An 18881-nucleotide genomic window follows, 5' to 3' on the forward strand; every position below is an offset into this window, starting at 1 on the left:
AACAGCGCCGGTTCTACGGTCCGTACGACTGAGCCGGGACGACGGAGAGGACCCCGGCGACCGCCGGGGTCCTCCCCTTTTCGAGATCGAGATTTCCGCTGCCGCGTCGGCTCGCCTGTCAGGCCTGCTGCGCGATGAGACTGGCCGGCCTCAGGTCGGTCCAGTTGGCCTCGACATGGGCCAGGCACGCCTCTCGCGTGTCCTCGCCGAAGACGGTCCGCCACCCCGCCGGCACCTCGGCGAATGCCGGCCACAGCGAGTGCTGGTTCTCGTCGTTGGCCAGGACAAGGAAGCGGCCCTGCGGGTCCTCGAACGGGTTGGTTGTCATACGTCGTCACTCCTCATGGACGTTACGGTGAACAGCTCCGAGAGCGGCTGTTCCGAGTCGGCTGCCGCATTGCGCAGCAGCACCTGAAGTTCGTCGGCCAGCTGCTCCGCCTTCGCCCGGCCGAGCAGCTCGGTCGCGTAGATCAGCGCGCAGTGCACCGGCCCGTCGCCGCGAGGCTCGTAGAAGCTGAGCGTCAGCTCCGCCTTCGCCGAGCCGGTCGGCACGGCGTCCAGCGAGCCCACGCCACCCTCGAGTTCCGCCAGTTGCGCTTGCTCATGGTGGATCACCATGACCTGCGGTCCGGCGGGCGGCAGGCCGGTCGCCCGTACGACGTCATCGAACGGGACGTCCTGCCGGTCCAGCGCGCTGAGCGTCGTCTCCCGCACCCGGGTGAGCAGCTCCGCGAAGGTCGGATCCCCCGCGGTGTCGGTGCGCAGCACCACGGTGTTGAAGAAGCAGCCGACCAGATCGGCCAGTTGGTCGTCGGTGCGGCCGGCGACCATCGTGCCGATCGGCAGGTCGGTGCCCGCACCGTGGGCGGTGAGCAGCGCCGACAGCGCCGAATACAGCACCATGAACATGCTGGTGCCGGTCGCCCGGGCGAGCTTGTCCACATCGGCGTGGAGCTGCTCGTCGAGGACGAATCCGACGTAGTCACCGCCCCCGCCTGTCGCCGCGGAAGCGGCGGGACGCAGCCGGTCCGTCGGCAGCGCCAGCTCTCGCGGTAGGTCCTTCAGCGTCTGCTGCCAGTACGCGAGCTGCCGCCCACCCGGACTGTCGGGGTCGGTGAGGTCGCCGAGCACCTCGTGCGCCCAGTGGGTGTAGTCGGCGTACGTCACCGGCAGCGGCTCCCACCCGGGCTCCCGGCCGTGCGTCCTGGCCTCGTACGCCCTGGTGAGGTCGCGGAACAGAGGCACCACCGACCACTCGTCCACCGCGAGGTAGTGCATGGTCAGCAGCACCGCCTGGGTGCCGTCCGCACCGGTGAGCAGCCGGGCCCGCAGGGGCGGTTCCTGCGACAGGTCCGGGGCCTGCGCGGCGAGTTCGGCGAGTCGGGCGTCCAAGTCGGCGCAGTGCTCCCGTTCCAGGGCCGGGGATTCGGCGGCCTGCTGGTAGACGGCTCCGTCCCGCTCTGCGAAGACGGTGCGCAGCGGCTCGTGCCGTGCCACCACATCACCCAGCGCGGCTGACAGCGCGTCGGCGTCCAGCCCCCCGGGCGAGCGCAGCACGAGCGCGTGGTCGAAGCCGGAGTACCGCTGGTACGACGACCACTGCCACCGCTGTACGGGCGCGACGGGCAGCCCGGCGCCGTCCGCGCGGTCCCCGGCCGGGCGCAGCGCCGGCCGGGCAGCCTCCGCTCCGTCGAGCTTGGCAGCGATACCGGCGACGGTCAGCGCGTCGAAGACGTCCCGGATGCTCAGCTCGACCCCGAACTCGGAGCGGATCCGGCCGAGCAGCCGCATCGAGGCCATCGAATGGCCGCCCAGCGCGAAGAAGTTGTCGTGGATGCCGACGTCTTCCAGCTTCAGGATCTCGCCGAACAACTCCGCCAGGCGGGCCTGCGTCTCCGTGGCCGGGCGGGCGTCACCAGTCATCCCGGACCAGTCGGGCGCGGGCAGTGCCTTGTGGTCCAGCTTGCCGTTGGGGGTCAGCGGCAGCGGGCCGTCGAGCGGCACGACGAGGGCGGGCACCATGTACTCGGGCAGCAGCCCGGACAAGTGGGCCCGGATCTCCTGCGGGTCGACGGTGCCGTCCTCCGGGACGACGTAGCCGACCAGCCGGACGATGTCGCCGTCGCGGTCGGGCACCACGGCGGTCTGACTGACGGCGGGGTGTCCGGCGAGCGCGGCCTCGATCTCGCCGAGTTCTATGCGGAAGCCGCGGATCTTGACCTGGTTGTCGACCCGACCGAGGAAGTCCAGGTTGCCGTCCCGGCGCCAGCGGGCGCGGTCTCCGGTCCGGTACATCCGGCTGCCGGGCGGGCCGTACGGATCGGCGACGAACCGCTCGGAGGTGAGCCCGGACCGGCCCAGGTAGCCGCGGGCCAGTCCGAGTCCGGAAACGTACAGCTCACCGACCACGCCCGGCGGGACGGGCGCGAGGCGGTCGTCCAGGACGTAGCAGACCGTGTTGGGGTCCGGTATGCCGATCGGCACGCGGCCACCCGGCCGGATGCCTGCCTGCCGGGACGGCCACAGCGTGGAGTTGACGGTGGCCTCGGTCAGACCGTACGCGCAGATCAGGTTGGCGGTGGCACCGAACCGCTCGAAGAGGTCCGGCGGCACGGTCTCGGTGCCGACCAGGATCGTCGACCCCTCGGGCAGTTCGCAGCCCGCGGGCAGGGCCGACACCAGGGACGGCGGCAGGATCATGTGGCTGATCTCGTGGTCCGCCAGGAAGTCGGTGAGCGCCGGTCCGGCGACGCGTGCCTCGTCCGATATGAGCACGAGTCGGCCACCGTGGCACAGCGCCATGGACACTTCGAAGACAAAGACGTCAAAGCCGATCGAGGCGAACTGCAGCACCCGGCTGTCGTGTTCGAGACCCATCCGGTCGACCGCCGTGGCGACCAGGCTGGAAATGCCCTCGTGCGGGAGGACGACGCCCTTGGGACGGCCGGTGGAGCCGGAGGTGTAGATGACGTACGCGGCCTGATTCAGGCTGACCGGTCGGCCGGCCGGCGCGGAATCGGACAGCCCGGCCAGATCCGTGACGGTCCCGGGGGCGTCGAGCAGGACGACGGGGACGCCCGCCACGTCGGGGATCTTCCCGGCCACTGGCTCGGTGCCGACCACCAGGGCCGCCCGGGAGTCCTCGATCATGTAGCTGAGCCGGTCCGCGGGGTGGACCAGGTCGAGCGGCAGGAAGGCGGCACCGAGCTTCAGGGCGGCCAGCACCGTGGCGATCATGTCGACCGACCGGGGGACGGCCACGCCGACCACGCTCTCGGCCCCGACCCCGCGCGCCGCCAGCAGCCGGGCGATCCGGTTGGACCGAGCGTCCAGCTGGGCGTAGCTGACCTCGGTGGACTGCTCCACAACGGCGATGGCGGCGGGCTGTTCGGCGACGAGCCGGCCGAACATTGCGGGCAGCGATGCCTCCTCGACCTCGCGGGCGGTGGCGTTGAAGCCCTCCAGGACCAGGTGCCGCTCGTCGGCGGCGAGTACGTGGGCCGCGGAGACGGGCCGTTCGGGTGCCGCAGAGACGGAGGCGACGAGGAGCCGCAGGCGCTCGCCGAGCCGCTCGGCGGTCTCCTGGTCGAACAGTTCGGTGGCGAACTCCAGGCGGCACACGAGGGAGCCGCTGTCGCGGTCGGCCGACGTCTGCTCGGTGAAGCTGAAGACGAGGTCGAACTTGGCCGAGCGGATCCGGAACGGCACGTACTCCACGCCCAGGCCCGCCAGGTCCAGTTCGCCCTCGGTGCGGTTGTGGTAGCCGACCATGACCTGGAACAGCGGGTTGCGGGCGAGCGAGCGGGTCGGGTTCAGCTTCTCCACGACGGACTCGAACGGCACGTCCGCATGGGAGAAGGCGGCCAGGTCGGTGTCGCGGACCCGGGCCAGCAGCTCGGTGAAGCTGGGGTCGCCGCTGAGGTCGGTCCGCAGCACGAGCGTGTTGACGAAGAACCCGACCAGGTCGTCAAGGGCTTCGTCGCCGCGTCCGGCGATGGGCGAGCCGAGGGGAATGTCCGTGCCGGCGCCCATGCGGTGGAGCAGGGTGGCGACGGCCGCGTGCACCACCATGAACATGCTGGCGCCGCTCTCCTTGGCCAGCCGCTTCAGGCCCTGGTAGGCCGGGGCGTCGAACTCGATGTCGAGTTCGGCCCCGGTGAAGGCCGGGCGGGCGGGCCGGGGACGGTCGGTGGGCAACTCCAGTTCCTCGGGCGCGCCGTCCAGGGTGGTGTGCCAGTACTGCAGCTGCTGGGCGGACAGGCTCTGCGGGTCGGCCGGGTCGCCGAGCAGTCGCTGCTGCCACAGCGCGTAGTCGGCGTACTGGACCGGCAGCGGCTCCCAGTGGGGTGCCGTGCCGGACCGGCGGGCGGCGTAGGCGGCGGCCAGGTCGCTCAGGAACGGCCGGTCCGACCATTCGTCGGTGGTGATGTGGTGCAGGAGCAGGACGACGACGTGCTCGTCGGGCGCCACCTCGATGACGGTCGCCCGGAGCGGCAGCTCGGCGGCCAGGTCGAAGGGGCGGTTGATGGCGGCGTCGACAAGACCGGCCACCTCGTCCTCGCCGGCGCGCAGGTGCTCCACCGGCGGGTGGGCCTGCCCGATGGGCAGGACGCGCTGGTACGCCTGGCCGTCGCGCTCGGTGAAGACCGTACGCAGGGCCTCATGACGGGACGTCACATCGGCGAGCGCCGCCCGCCACGCGTCCATGTCGAGCGTGCCGCGCAGCCTCATCACGAGCGGGAAGTTGTAGGCGGCCGAGGTGCACTCGATCTGCTGGATGACCCACAGCCGCTGCTGGGCGTGGGAGAGCGGCAGCTCGTCCGGCCGCTCTCCCACGGTCAGGGCCGGGCGCCGCGCGGCCTGCGATCCGGCCGCACGCTCAACGAGTTCGGCGACGGTCGGCGCCTCGAAGAGGTCGCGGATCGCCAGCTCCGCCGAGAGTGCGGTGCGGGCCCGGCTGATGAGCCGGGTGGCGAGCAACGAGTGTCCGCCGAGCTCGAAGAAGTCGCTGTCGATGCCGACGCTGCCCTCGGCGAGGCCGAGGACCTCGGCGAAGAGGGCGCAGAGGGTCTCCTCCTGCGGCGAGCGAGGCGGGCGGCTCGTGCTCGACCCGGCGAAGTCCGGGGCGGGCAGGGCCTTGACGTCGAGCTTGCCGTTGACGGTCAGCGGCAGCGTCTGCACCGCAACCAGCGCGGCCGGGACCATGTAGTCGGGCAGACCGGCCTTCAGATGCTCGCGCAGCCGCTGGACCAGGGCCTCCCCGGCCTCCGTACCTTCCTCGGGTACGACATAGCCGACCAGGCGCTTCGTCCCGGCGGTCTCCGCCACGACGACCGCGGCGTGCGCGACCTCGGGGTGCGCGGCCAAGGCCGTGGAGATCTCGCCGAGTTCGATCCGGTATCCGCGGATCTTGACTTGGTCGTCGGTACGGCCGAGGAAGTCGAGGAGGCCGTCCGGGCGCTGCCGGACAAGGTCGCCGGTACGGTACATCCGCTCGCCGGGGGCGCCGAACGGGTCGGCGACGAACCGCTCCGCCGTCAGGCCGGGCCGGTCGTGGTATCCACGGGCGAGGCCGGTGCCGGCGATGTACAGCTCGCCGGGGCAGCCCGGCGGGACAGGGCGCAGCATCGCGTCGAGCACATGGGCCCGCGTGTTGCGGATCGGCATGCCGACCGTCGGGGTCGGGCTGTCCGTGGTGGATCCGCCGAGCGTATTGATCGTGTACTCGGTCGGCCCGTACAGGTTGTAGCCGTATGTGCCCTCGGTGCGGCGCAGCCGCGTCCACACCGTGTCGGACACGGCTTCACCGCCGAGCAGGACCAGCGCGGGCCGGTGCTTACCGGCGTTCTCGTCCTGGTCGAGCAGGCCCTCCTCGATCAACAGCTGGGCGTAGGTGGGCGTCACATTGACCACGTCGACGCGGTGCCGGTCGCAGTAGGCCACGAGGGCTTCGGCGTCGCGGCGCAACTCCTCGTCGCAAACGTGCACCTCGTGCCCCTCTACGAGCCAGAGCAGCTCCTCCCAGGACATGTCGAAGGCGAAGGAGACGGTGTGCGCGATGCGCAGCCGCCGTCCGCCCGCCGAGGCGATCGCCGGGTCGAAGATCTCCTTCTGGTGGTTGAGCTGCATGTTCGTCAGACCGCGGTACGGGGTGACGACGCCCTTGGGCCTGCCGGTCGAGCCGGAGGTGTAGATGACGTAGGCGGGGTACTCCAGCCGGTTCTCCACACCGTGCGCGAACGCGGGCCGCTCGGCGTCGGTGACCTCACCCGAGGGGTGGCCGGCGAGTTCCGCGGCGATGGCAGCGTCGTCCATCAGGACCTCGGGCGCCAGGGCACCGGCAGCTCCGCGCAGCGTCGGCGCGACGGCCGTCGTGGACAGCAGGCACATCGGCCCGGTGTCCTCGACCATCAGTCGCAGCCGGTCGGCCGGGTGGTCGAGGTCGAGCGGCAGGTAGGCGGCGCCGGTACGCAGCACTGCGAACAGCGCCACGACCATCTCGATCGAGCGCGGCAGCGCCAGGGCGACGACCTTCTCCGGTCCCGCACCGCGCGCCAGCAGCAGCCGGGCCAGCCGGTTGATCTCCGCGTCCAGTTCGGCGTAGGTCAGGGTGCGGTCCCCGAAGACCAGCGCCACCGTGTCCGGTGTACTGGCCGTCTGGACGGCGAGCAGGTCGGCGATGGTCTCGTCGGCCACCGGGTTGCGGGTGTCCGCCCAGTCGGCGGCCAGGGCGGCGCGCTCGTCCGGCAGCAACAGGTCGACGCCGCAGGTCCGGGCGGCGATACCGGCCGGGGCGTGCCCCGCCGAGGCGGAGAGGGCCTCGGTCAGCCGTTCCAGGACGGTCGTGTACCGGGTGAGGATCGTGGTCGCGTCCTCGGTGTCGAACAGGTCGGGACGGGCCGCCAGGGTCACCCGCAGCCGGGTTTCGGGTGTGACGATCAGAGTGAGCGGGAAGTGGGTGCCATCCACATTCGACACGTCGACGATGCCGTGCCGCTGCTTCAGCGCGGCCGCCCGGTCCTCGCCGTCGGCCGAGCGGAGGACGAACAGGGTGTCGAACAACCGGCGGTGGCCGGTCTCCTGCTGCAGCGCCCCGAGGCCGACGTACTCGTACGGCATGACCGCCGCACGCTCGGACTGCATCCGCCGCAGCAGGTCGAGGAGAGACTCGCCCGGGTTGAAGGCGATCCGCGTCGGGACCGTGTTGAGGAACATGCCGATGATGCCGGCCACGTTGGGGATGTCCGTGGGCCGCCCGGCCACCGCCGTGCCGAACGCGACGTCGCTCCGGCCCACCACCGCCGACAGCACCAGGCCCCAGGCGGCGTTGAGCACCGTGTTGAGGGTGAGCCCGTGGCGGCGGGCGAGCGCGCGCAGCCGGTCGCTGGTCTCCTGCGACAGCACCGCGTCGAAGTCCGCCGGGATCACCGGGTCGCCGTCGCGGCCGGCCGGCGCGACCAGGGTCGGCTCGTCGAAGCCGGCGAGCGCCCTGCCCCACGCCGCGAGCGCGGTCCCGTTGTCCTGCTCGTCCAGCCAGGCCAGGTAGTCGCGATAGGAACCGGCGGGCGGGAGCCCGGTGTCGTCACCGGCCTGCTCGTACAGCGTGAACAGCTCCTCCAGGAACAGCCACGCGGACCACCCGTCCCACAGGATGAGGTGGTGGGTGACGACGAGCCGGTCCCTGCCGTCGGCCAGCCGGATCAGCAACAGCCGGCAGAGCGGCGGTGCGGCGAGGTCGAAGCGCTTCTGGCGGTCGGCCGCCAGGAGTTCGTCGACGCGCGCCTGCTGGTCCTCGGCGGGCACCCCGGAGAGGTCGACCTCCACCAGCGAGATCTCCGCGCCGTCGACGATGAACTGCACCGGTCCTGGCAGGCCGTCGCTGGTGAACCCGGCACGAAGGCCGGCGTTGCGCGCCAGGAGCGTCCGGCAGGCCGCCCGCAGGCGGTCGGCGTCGACGCGGCGGTCGAAGTCCAGGGTCTCCTGGGACAGATAGACGTCGAGTGCCCCCACGTCGTAGCTGGCGTGGAAGTACATGCCCTCCTGCAGCGGCGAGAGGGGCCAGATGTCGGCGACCGACAGCCCGGCCACGGCCTCCACGCGGGCGGTCTCGTCCGGGGAGAGCACGAGCCCGCCCAGCGGAGCCGTGGCCTCCCCAGGGACGCCGGACGCGGCGACCAGCTGGTCCAGCAGCGCCTGCAGGGCGGGGTCGACCGCGGCTCCGGACTGCTGAGCCAGCACGGCCTGGAGGGCGGCGGCGGCCTGCCCGGCCTCCGCGGCGGCCACCGTCACGCCCGGCCGGTCGGCGGGGGCCTGGGCTTCGGCGGCGGGCCCGGGGGCCGCGTCGCGCCCGGCGACCGCGGCGAGCGCGGCCGGGGTACGGCCTTCGAACACATCGCGCGTGCTGATCGTCAGTCCTCTCTCACGGGCCCGGGTGGCCACGGCGATGGAAGTGAGGCTGTCACCGCCCAGTACGAAGAAGTCGTCCTCCGCGCCGACCCCGGGCACCCCGAGGACGCCGGCGAAGATCTCGCAGAATGCGCGCTCGCGCTCGTCGCGCGGCTCCCGTCCGCCGGCCCCGGCGGCCACGACGGGCGCGGGCAGGGCGTTCTGGTCGAGCTTGCCGCTGGGCGTCAGGGGCAGCTCGTCGAGGACCACGACGGCACCGGGCACCATCGTTGCGGGCAGCGCGTCGCTCAGCGCCGAACGCAGGGCGTCGGCGTCCAGAGCATCGGCGCCGAGGGCGTCCGCACCCGGCGCGGGCACGGCGTAGCCGACGAGTGCGCCGTCACGGACGATCACGGCAGCGCCGGCGACACCGGGCTGCGCCGACAACGCGGCCTCGATCTCGCCGAGTTCGATGCGGTTGCCGCGGATCTTGACCTGCCGGTCGGTGCGCCCGAGGTACTCGACGGCCCCGTCCGCGCGCCGCCGCACCAGGTCCCCGGTCCGGTACATCCGCTCACCCGGCGCGCCGTACGGATCGGCCACGAACCGTTCGGCGGTCAGGCCGGGCCGGTCGTGGTAGCCCCGGGCCAGCTGGACCCCGGCGAGATACAGCTCACCGGGCACCCCGTCGGGAACCTGACGCAGGAAGGGGTCCAGCACATGCAGGCGCGTGTTCCACACCGGCCGACCGATCGGGACGGACAACTCGGCGCCGCCCTCGTAGGGGAACCAGGTCACATCCACGGCCGCCTCCGTGGGCCCGTAGAGGTTGTGCAGCGGCACCGGGCCGCGCCCGGAGCGGGAGGTCAGCTCCCACCAGCGCCGAGCGGCCTCGCCGGTGAGTGCCTCCCCACTGGCGAAGACGCGGCGCAGGCTCGCCGCCCAGTGCGGAGCGCCCGTCCGGGCCTCCATGGCCTGGACGAACGCGGTCAGCATCGAGGGCACGAAGTGCAGCGTCGTGATGCGTTCGGCCCGGATCAGCTCGGCCAGGTAGGCGGGGTCCCGGTGACCGTCCGGCCGGGCGAGGACGACCGTGGCCCCTTCGACGAGCGCCCAGAAGAACTCCCACACCGATACGTCGAAACTCGACGGCGTCTTCTGCATCACCCGGTCGCCGGCGTCGAGTCCGTACTGGCCCTGCATCCAGGCGAGCCGGTTGACGATCGCCCGGTGCGTGACCGCGACGCCCTTGGGACGCCCGGTGGAGCCGGAGGTGTAGATCAGGTACGCGGGGTGGTCGAGGTCCGCCTGTACGACGGGCAGGTCCGGGACGTCCTCGACCTCCTCGGCGTCCGCTTGCTCGACGCCTTCGAGGACGAGCCGCTCAAGACCGGCGACCTCGGGCAGCTGCCCGCCCACCGCGGCGGTGGTCACGACGGTGCGCGCGCCCGAGTCGGCAAGCATGAACGCCACCCGGTCGGCGGGGTAGTCCGGATCGACGGGCAGGTAGGCGGCGCCCGACTTGAGGACGCCCAGCAGCGCGACGATCAGTTCGGCCGAGCGCGGAACGGCGACCGCGACGAACCGCTCCGGGCCCGCGCCCCTGGCCCGCAGCCGTCGGGCAAGGAGTTCGGCGCGCCGGTCGAGCTCCGCGTACGACAGCGCGGTGTCCTCGAAGACCACGGCGGTGGCCTGCGGCGTCCGCGCCGCCTGCTCAGCGAAGAGGGAGGCGAGTGTGGCGTCGGGCACCGTGCGGGCGGTCGCGTTGAGCGAGCCCAGGTGCTCGTGCTCCTGCACGGACAGCAGGTCGACACGGGCGAGCGTCCGGTCGGGGTCGGTCACCACGGTCCGCAGCAGCGACTCGAACCGGCCGGCAAGCGTGGCCACCGCCAACTGGTCGAGGCGTGCGGCATCGTGCTTGAACCGCAGTGCGAGCCGGTCGCCAGGATGGACGATCAGCGCCAGCGGGTAGTGCACAGCGTCGAACACCTCGACGCCGGTGATGTGCGGCGCGTCCGCGCCCGGGTCGGCGGACAGACCCTCGGTCGGGTAGTTCTCGAACACCACGAGAGTGTCGAACAGTTCCCCGCCACCGGCGATCCGCTGGATGTCGACGAGACCGAGGTGCTGGTGGTCCAGCAGCCCGGCGTGCTCGTCCTGCACCCGCAGCAGCAGTTCGGTGAGCGAATCCTCGGGCCGCGTGCGCACCCGCGCGGGGACCGTATTGATGAACAGGCCGACGGCGGAGCCGAGGCCGTCGACCTCGGTGGTGCGTCCGGAGACCGTGGTGCCGAACACCACGTCCGAGCTGCCGGTGAGCCCGCTCAGCAGCAGACCCCAGACGCCGTGCAGCACGCTGCTGAGGGTGAGGCCGTGCGTACGGGCGTAGGCGGTCAGGTCCGCGGTGAGCCCTTCGGGCAGCCGGACGTCGATGTGCTCCGGGCGAGCCGGCGACGTGCCGTCGCTCGCGGCGGTGTCCGGTGCGATCAGCCGGGTGGGTCCCGCCAGGCCGGACAGCGCCGCCTGCCACGCTCCGCGGGCCGCGTCGCGGTCCCGGCCTGCCAGCCAGGCCAGGTACGCGTGCGGGGCGAGGGGGGCCGGAAGTTCCTCCCCCCGGTAGGCCGCGACCAGTTCGCGCAGCAGAACAGTCACCGACCAGCCGTCGGCGATGATGTGGTGCAGGGTCAGCAGCAGCCGGCAGCGATGCCCGTCCCGGATCAGGGTGGCCCGCATCAGCGGCGACCGCGCGAGGTCGAACCGCTCGGCCCGGTCCGCCCGGAGCAGCTCGGCCAGTCCGGTCTCGGGTACGTTGGCCTCCCGCCACGGCAGCGTGACGTCGTCGGCCAGTTGCTGGACGACCTGTCCTCCGGGAAGCTGGCGGAACGACGCGCGCAGCAGCGGATGCCGGTCGAGGAGCTCCTGCAGGGCACCCCGCAGCCGGTCGGCGTCGACGGGGCCCGCGAGATCGAGGAGTTCCTGGACCAGGTAGAGGTCGGCCGCCTGCTCGTCGAACTGCGCGTGGAAGAAGAAGCCCTCCTGCAGCGGGGACACCGGCAGCGCCCTCTCGTCCAGCGCCGTCGCATCCGGTGCTGCCCGGCCTTGACCGGTGGTGACCGCGCCCGCCGCGGCGGCGAGCGCCGCGACCGTGCGGCGCCGGAAGACGTCGCGGGGGGTGATCGCGAGGCCGGCCGCGCGGGCTCGGTTCACCAGCTGAATCGCGACGATGCTGTCGCCGCCGAGTTCGAAGAAGCTGTCGTGGACACCCACCGCAGGCAGGTGGAGGACCTCGGCGAACAGCTCGGCGAGAGCGGCTTCCGTCGGCGTCGTCGGCGCGGAGCCGCCGCCCGTCGCGGTCCACTGGGGCTCGGGGAGCGCCCGCGTGTCGAGCTTTCCGTTGGGGGTCAGCGGAAGGGGTCCGTCCAGGACGACGACGGCCGACGGCGTCATGTAGTCGGGCAGCGTGCCCGCCACCTGCGCCCGCGCCGCCGAAGCGGTCGCATCCGTGTTCCCACCGCCTCCGCCGTCCTCGCCGACCAGGTAGGCGACGAGACGCTTCGCTCCGCGGTGGTCCTCCCGTACGAGGACGGCGGCCTGGGCGATGCCCGGGCAGGCCATCAACGCGCTCTCGATCTCGCCCGGTTCGATCCGGTGGCCGCGGATCTTGAGCTGGCCGTCGGCGCGGCCGAGGAACTCCAGGTTGCCGTCGGCGCGCCAGCGGACGCGGTCGCCGGTGCGGTACATCCGCTCCCCCGGTCCGCCGAACGGGTCGGCGACGAACCGCTCCGAGGTCAGCCCCGGACGACCGAGGTAACCGCGGGCCAGCCCGCGCCCGGAGACATACAGCTCGCCCTCGACGCCGACGCCGACCGGACTCAGCGCCGCGTCGAGCACATAGCAACGGGTGTTGGGGTCAGGGCGGCCGATCGGCACGGGTCCCTGCCAGTCGGGGTCCGCGGTCCACAGCGTGGAGTTGACCGTGGCTTCAGTCAGTCCGTACGCGACGACGACCCGCAGGCGCCCGGCCCAGCGGACGATCAGTTCGTTCGGCACCGCCTCGGTGCCCACGACGAGCACCGCGCCCTCGGGCAGCTCGCAGTCCTGCGGAAGCGCCGCGACCAGCGACGGCGGCAGGATCATATGGGTGGCCAGGTGCTCCTCGATGTAGTCCGTCAGGACAGGCCCGGCGACCCTGCGCTCGGCGGGGACCACGACGACCCGGCCGCCGACGCACAGCGACATGATCAGGTCCCAGACCGTCACGTCGAAGCCGACCGAGGCGAACTGCACGACGCGGCTGTCCGCGTCGATACCGATCCGGTCCGTGGCCGTCGCGATCAGGCTGCCGACGCCGTCGTGCGTGACCACCACGCCCTTCGGGCGGCCCGTGGAGCCCGAGGTGTAGATGACGTATGCGGCCTGGTCGAGGACGACCGGCACTCCCGGGTCCGAGCCGTCGGCAGCGTCGAACTCGGCGACGGTGGATTCCTCGTCGAGCAGTACGTGGGCGACCGTGTCCATCTGCGGCAGCTCACCGGCGAGTTCGCGCGTCGTGACGACGGTACGCGCACCGGCGTCGGAGAGCATGTACGCGATGCGGTCCTGGGGGTGGTCCGCGTCCAGTGGCAGATACGCCGCTCCCGCCTTCATCACCGCCAGCAGGGACACCACCAACTCGGGCGAGCGCGCCACGGCGACGGCGACGACGTCTTCACGGCGTACGCCTCGCGCGATCAGGATGCGTGCCAGCCGGTTCGCGGCGGCGTTGAGCTCCGCGTACGACAGCTCCCGGTCCTCGCACACGAGTGCGACGGCGTCCGGCGAGCGGCGCACCTGCCGCTCGAACGCGGCGGGCCAGGACAGTTCGGGAACCTCGCGGGGAGCGGCTCCGAACTCTTCGAGCAGCAGGGCCCGTTCCGCGCCGGCCACCAGCTCGATGTGGGCGATGGGGCGGTCCATGCCCGCCGCCATCGCGTCCAGCAGCAGGAGGAACCGGCGTTCGTGGTCGGCCAGCGTCCGCGGGTCGCACGCGTCGGCGTCCGCGTCGAAGTCGATACGGACGCTGTCGCCCGCGTGTGACTCGCTGAAGGTGACGGCCAGATCGCTGACCGGGCCGAGCCACACCGGGTGGATGTCGGCCTCGTGGTCGCCGAAGCGCAGGCCCTCGCTGCGGGGCAGGATGTTGACCGTCGGCCCCACCAGCTCGGGCACGCCGTCGACCAGGCCCAGGTCCCTGGCCAGGTCCTCGGCGCGGTAGCGCCCGTGCACGACGGCCCCGGAGATCTCCTGGCCCACTGCCTCCACGAGGTCGGCCGAGGTCATGTCCCCGCGGACGGCGACGCGCAGCGGGAGTACGTTGGACGCCATGCCGGGGACGTCCCTGGACTCGGCATCCAGCCGGGCGGCGACCGGCAGGCCGAGTACGAGATCCTGCTCGCCGGTGACCCGGTGCAGATAGGCGGCCACGGCCGCGACCATCAGCCGGGACAGGCGAACGCCCGCGCCGCGCGAGGCTTCGCGCAGCCGACTGGTGCGCTGCAGCGACAGCTCCGCCGTACGCCGCAGCCGCCGTGTCATCGGCGCCGACGAGCGCTCGACCAGGCGGACGGGCTCCGGGCGGTCGGCCAGCCTGTTCAGCCAGTACGCGCGGTCGGTCCGGAACAGCTCGGACTCGCGGTACGCGAGGTCGGAGTCCACCAGGCGGGACAGCGCCCAGTCGGTCGTAACGGCCGCCTCGCCCGCCGTGTAGATGTCGCCGGCCCGCCGGGAGATCAGCGCGACTCCCGTGCCGTCGAGAACGATGTGGTGGTACCGCTGGTACCACAGGACGCGGTCCTGGCCGAGGCGGAGCAGCGCTTGGGCGAACAGTGGACTGTCGGCGAGGTCGACGGGCCGACTGCGGTCGGCGTCCATCCAGGCCGATGCCGCGGCGTCGGGATCCAGCTCGCCGCGCAGGTCGACCAGGGTGACGTCGACGGGCAACGGGGAGGGTGTCTGGCGCGCTCCTCCGCCCTCGGGGCTGATGCGCACATGCAGGCACTCCGCCTCCTCGATCGCCCGCCGCACGGAGGCGGCCAGGCGGTCGAGGTCGGTGTCGCCCCGCAGTTCCAGGAAGAAGGCGATGTTGTAGGCCGAGCTGTCGGGCTCGATCTGCTGGGCCAGCCAGACGCCGGTTTGGGCACCGGTCACGGGTATCCCGGTCGCGGGTGTCCGGTCGGACTCGGCATCAAACATGGTCGAATCGCCTTCCCTGGTCATGCGTCGTTCGTCAGCAGTGGAGCGGTTACTTGATGGCCGTCAGCAGCGGCTCGATCTCGTCGATCGCGTAAGGGATCGACAGGACCGTGTTGAAGGAGAACGCCGCGCCGACGTCCGGGTCCTGGTAGGGGACGAACAGGTCGCGCTTCTCCTGGGAAACGTTCAGCTTCTTGTAGAACGCCTCGGCCTTGATCCGCTTGTTGGCCTCGGTGCTGGAGGTGACCCAGACGAGCCGGTCGACGTCGAGTACGTCCAGCTTCTCGGCGCTCAGCTCGGCGACGTTCCAGCCCGGCTTGGCCAGCGTGTCGATCTCGGGCTTCAGCTTGAACCCGAGCTCGTTGAAGAAGATCGACTTGGGGTCGGTCTTGGTGAACGCCGAGTACTTGCCCGCCTCGAAGCTGTCGGCCACGGCCAGGGTCTTCGTCGCGAACTCGGGGTGCTTGTCACGGACGGCCTTGAAACGCGCGTCGATGTCCGCGATCTTCTTCTCGGCCTCGGCCTCCTTGCCCAGCGCCTTACCGATCTGCTTGGTCATGACCTGCCACGGCGCCGCATAGTCCGGGTGACCCTTCGGCTGGGCGACGACCTTGGCGATCTTGGAGAGCGTGTCGTACTGCTCCTTCTTCATCCCCGAGTACTGAGCGATGATCAGATCGGGCTTGAGAGCCGCGATCTTCTCCACGTTGTACTCGTCACGCTCACCGACGATCTGCGGCTTCGTGGAGCCCCACAGCTCCTTGGTCCACGGCCACTTGCCGTACGGCGTCTCCTTGAACCAGTCGACCGAGCCGACCGGCTTGACGCCGAGCGCCAGCACCGCGTCCTGGTCGGACAGGCCGAGGGTGACGACCTTCTTCGGCTCCTCGCTGATCTCCGTGCTGCCGTACTTGTGCTCGACGGTGACGGGGAAGGCGCCGGTGGCGGCGCCCGTCTTGTCGGCCGACGTCGTGTCGTCCTTCTTGGCGTCGTTGCTGCCGCAGGCGGTCAGAGCCAGTGCGGCGGCGACGGCGACGGCCGCGCTCGGCAGCCTTCTGACGAATCCATGCAGCAGGGGACGTGATCCAGCGGACACGGTGGTTCCTTTCACGGGGGTTTCACAGAGCGAGTCGCCGCCCGCCCCGGGGACTTCCGGCGGAACGGGAGGGACGGGGGTGCGGGGGGTGGGTCAGAGGGCGTGCTGATCTCGTCGACGACGTGGCCGTTACTTGATGGCCTCGAGCATCGGCACCACCTGATCGATGGCTGCCCACCCGGCGGGAGGCGGCCACCGGGCAGGCGCATGATGAGGGGAGGCCGTGGCTAGAGGGGCGTGCCGATCTCGTCGGCGGTCTGCCGGGCCTGGCCGGAGGCGGGCTCCTGGCTCCGGTCCACGATCGACTCCAGGATCTCGCCGACCCTGATCGCGGTGTTCGACAGCAGGGACGACGTGATGCCATGCGTGTGCTCGGTGCCGCCCTGCAGGTAGATTCCGCACCGCAGTTCGGCATCGGTCGCGACGCGGTAGTCGCGCTCGACGCGGACACGTCCGTCGTCGTCCCGGTGGCAGTGCTCCCCGAGCTCGCCGAGGAGCCCAAGGGCGTCGGCGGGCCGGTAGCCGGTGGCGTAGACCACCACATCGGCGTCCAGTGGAGTCTTCTCTCCGGTGACCAGCGACTCGACCGTCGTACGAACCTTGTCCGGGGTCTCGACGACGTCGGTGAGCCGGGACACGTTGAGGAACCGAAGACGCTCGGTGCCCAGGACCTTCTCCTGATACGCCTGGCGGTACAGGTCGTCGATCAAGTCGATGTCCACCACGGCGTAGTTGGTGTTGCCGTGGTAGTTCATCAGCTTGTGCTTGATCTCGTCAGGGGCCGTGAAGTACTCGTCGACCGCTTCGGGGTCGAAGATCCGGTTGGCGAAGCTGCTGTCGTCGGCGGGGCTGTAGCCGTAGCGGGAGAAGACGGCGCAGACCTCCGCCTCGGGGAAGCGGCGGTGCAGGAAGGCCACATTCTCCGCGGCGCTCTGGCCGGCCCCGACCACGATGAAGCGGGACGGCTGGGCGTCATCCAGGCCGTCCACCCGTGCCAGCAGGTCGGAGTTGTGCCAGATCCGGTCCGTCCGGTCGACGCCCTGAGGCATCTGCGGCCGCAGACCCGTGCCGATCACGAGGTTGCGTGCCCGGTGGACCACCACCTCCGACCCCGAACGGGCCGTCACATCGACGTACTCCACCACTCCGTCGCGTACGACGGGCCGCACGGCGACGACCTCGTGCCCATAGGACACCATGTCGTCCACCTGGGCCGCGGCCCACTCGAAGTAGTCATGGAACTCCACCCGCAGCGGGAAGAGGCTCTTGCCGTTGACGAAGTCGACCAGCCGTCCCTTGCTCTGCAGGTAGCACAGGAAGCTGAACTCACTCGACGGGTTCCGAAGCGTCACCAGGTCCTTGAGGAAGGACACTTGCATGGTCGCGTCGTCGATCAGCATGCCGCGGTGCCAGCCGAAGCGCGGCTGCCGCTCGAAGAAGTGAGCAGTGACCGCCTCCTGCCTGCCGACGCGTGCGTTGTGCTCGCTGAGCGCTATCGCCATGGCCACATTGGACGGCCCGAAGCCGATTCCTATGAGGTCGTGGATCGGTGGTGCGTCGTCAGGAAGAGCCTGTGACATGTCACTCCCATCGTGCGGGGCAGCCGCTTGTCAGGCGTTTGGGGAAGCGGGAGCAGGGCACACCGACGGAGCGGCGGCCGAGCGGAACTTAGGTAAAGCTAACCTCATCTGACGGACCTGTCGACAGGGCAAAACGGACAAGCGGTGGGTCATGGATGCAAACACAGCCCAAAATCTTGCCTCGTTGCGCGCTTAGGTAAGGCTTGCTTTACTTATGCGCCGGTCCATCGCCACTCTGAGGAGGAACCCCATGCGGGTCGTCATGTTCGGTTATCAGACCTGGGGGCACCGCACCCTGCAAGCTCTCCTGGACTCCGAGCACGACGTGGTGATGGTCGTGACGCACCCCAAGAGTGAGCACGCATACGAGAAGATCTGGAGCGACTCCGTCGCCGACCTCGCCGAACAGCACGGCGTTCCCGTACTGATCCGCAACCGCCCTGATGACGAGGAGCTGTTCGCCGCCCTCAAGGAGGCCGCCCCCGACATCATCGTGGCGAACAACTGGCGGACGTGGATCCCTCCGCGCATCTTCGACCTCCCCCGCCACGGCACGCTGAACGTGCACGACTCGCTGCTGCCCAAGTACGCGGGCTTCTCCCCGCTGATCTGGGCTCTGATCAACGGCGAGCGTGAAGTGGGCGTCACCGCGCACATGATGGACGACGAGCTCGACGCCGGCGACATCGTGGTTCAGCGCGCTGTGGCGGTCGAGCCGACGGACACGGCCACCGACCTGTTCCACAAGACGGTCGACCTCATCGCCCCGGTCACGGTCGGCGCACTCGGCCGCATCGCCGCCGGCGAGACCGAGTTCACCAAGCAGGACCGGTCGCGGGCCAGCTTCTTCCACAAGCGGTCCGCCGAGGACATCCGCATCGACTGGAGCTGGCCGGCCGAAGACCTCGAACGTCTCGTGCGCGCCCAGTCCGCTCCGTATCCCAGCGCCTTCACCTACCACAAGGGCAAGCGCCTCGAGATCCTTGCGGCGGTCGTGTCCGAAGGCCGCTACGGCGGCACGCCCGGCCGCATCTTCTACCGCGAGGGCGACGGCGTGGTGATCGTCGCCGGAGCCGACGCCCGCCACGGCCGCAACCACGGCCTGGCCATCACGCGCGTGCGCACCGAGGACGGCGAGGAGATACCCGCGACCGACTACTTCCGCTCCATGGGTGGCTACCTCACCAGCCGTCCTTGAGACCAGGGGATCAACCAGGGCCTTGCGCAGCCGGGGCTTCAACCCGATCGGCGTCGATCTGGCGGAACTTCTCAAGGCCGGCGGAAGCGTGAAGTGCTGCACGTTGGAGCTGCGTTCGGCCGACCCGTCCGCCAGTGGGCCCCGCAACGGTCCCCGGGGCCGAACGGTCATCGCCGCCGCATGGATCATCCGGTCCACGCGGCGGCGATATGTTCGTCGGCGTATCCAACATGCCGACCGACTGGGCTCAGATCTTCCGTGCCGTCGCGAACGGCGACCTGAACGTCGAGATGTTGGCGGAGGGGAGCCACGATGCCGCGCGTGCCGCACACACCGCGTCGAGCCCCCAGGGGGCGTTGAACGGAGGCAGCGGCCAAGCCAAGGTCTCCGG

Annotated in this window: 5 protein-coding genes and 1 pseudogene; 2 read left to right on the forward strand and 4 right to left on the reverse strand. The window is 71.0% G+C overall.

Annotated elements, in window-relative coordinates; translation table 11 throughout:
* Positions 1-118: 118 nt before the first annotated feature.
* The 4 genes from ACFYXH_RS26430 to ACFYXH_RS26445 form a co-directional block, all read right to left on the reverse strand.
* Positions 119-328, reverse strand: a complete 210-nt coding sequence (locus ACFYXH_RS26430) for an MbtH family protein (protein ID WP_389567624.1) — start codon at positions 326-328, stop codon at positions 119-121.
* A complete protein-coding gene (locus ACFYXH_RS26435; protein WP_389567626.1) occupies positions 325-14616 on the reverse strand; it encodes an amino acid adenylation domain-containing protein in 14292 nt (4763 codons plus the stop codon). Before ACFYXH_RS26435 ends, ACFYXH_RS26430 begins: the two co-directional genes overlap by 4 nt.
* Positions 14617-14665: 49 nt before the next feature.
* Positions 14666-15712, reverse strand: coding sequence for an iron-siderophore ABC transporter substrate-binding protein (locus ACFYXH_RS26440; RefSeq protein WP_389567628.1), 1047 nt, complete (start codon positions 15710-15712; stop codon positions 14666-14668).
* Between the two features lie 227 nt (positions 15713-15939).
* Complete coding sequence (locus ACFYXH_RS26445) at positions 15940-17292, reverse strand: lysine N(6)-hydroxylase/L-ornithine N(5)-oxygenase family protein (RefSeq protein ID WP_389567630.1); 1353 nt, start codon at positions 17290-17292, stop codon at positions 15940-15942.
* Between the two features lie 250 nt (positions 17293-17542).
* On the opposite strand from ACFYXH_RS26445, the gene ACFYXH_RS26450 reads away from it, so the two are divergent.
* The gene (locus ACFYXH_RS26450; RefSeq protein ID WP_389567633.1) at positions 17543-18490 is read left to right on the forward strand and encodes a methionyl-tRNA formyltransferase; all 948 of its coding nucleotides are present in this window, start codon (positions 17543-17545) and stop codon (positions 18488-18490) included.
* A gap of 22 nt (positions 18491-18512) precedes the next feature.
* Positions 18513-18605, forward strand: a pseudogene (locus ACFYXH_RS26455) (amidinotransferase); the annotation flags it as partial.
* Positions 18606-18881 lie beyond the last annotated feature (276 nt).

The sequence above is a fragment of the Streptomyces sp. NPDC002730 genome (assembly GCF_042888805.1).
Classification (GTDB): domain Bacteria; phylum Actinomycetota; class Actinomycetes; order Streptomycetales; family Streptomycetaceae; genus Streptomyces.

Excerpts from the sequence above, each read along its gene's own strand:
- ACFYXH_RS26430 (WP_389567624.1), bottom strand. The coding sequence starts at position 328 with ATGACAACCAACCCGTTCGAGGACCCGCAGGGCCGCTTCCTTGTCCTG.
- ACFYXH_RS26435 (WP_389567626.1), bottom strand. The coding sequence starts at position 14,616 with ATGTTTGATGCCGAGTCCGACCGGACACCCGCGACCGGGATACCCGTG.
- ACFYXH_RS26445 (WP_389567630.1), bottom strand. The coding sequence starts at position 17,292 with ATGTCACAGGCTCTTCCTGACGACGCACCACCGATCCACGACCTCATA.
- ACFYXH_RS26450 (WP_389567633.1), top strand. The coding sequence starts at position 17,543 with ATGCGGGTCGTCATGTTCGGTTATCAGACCTGGGGGCACCGCACCCTG.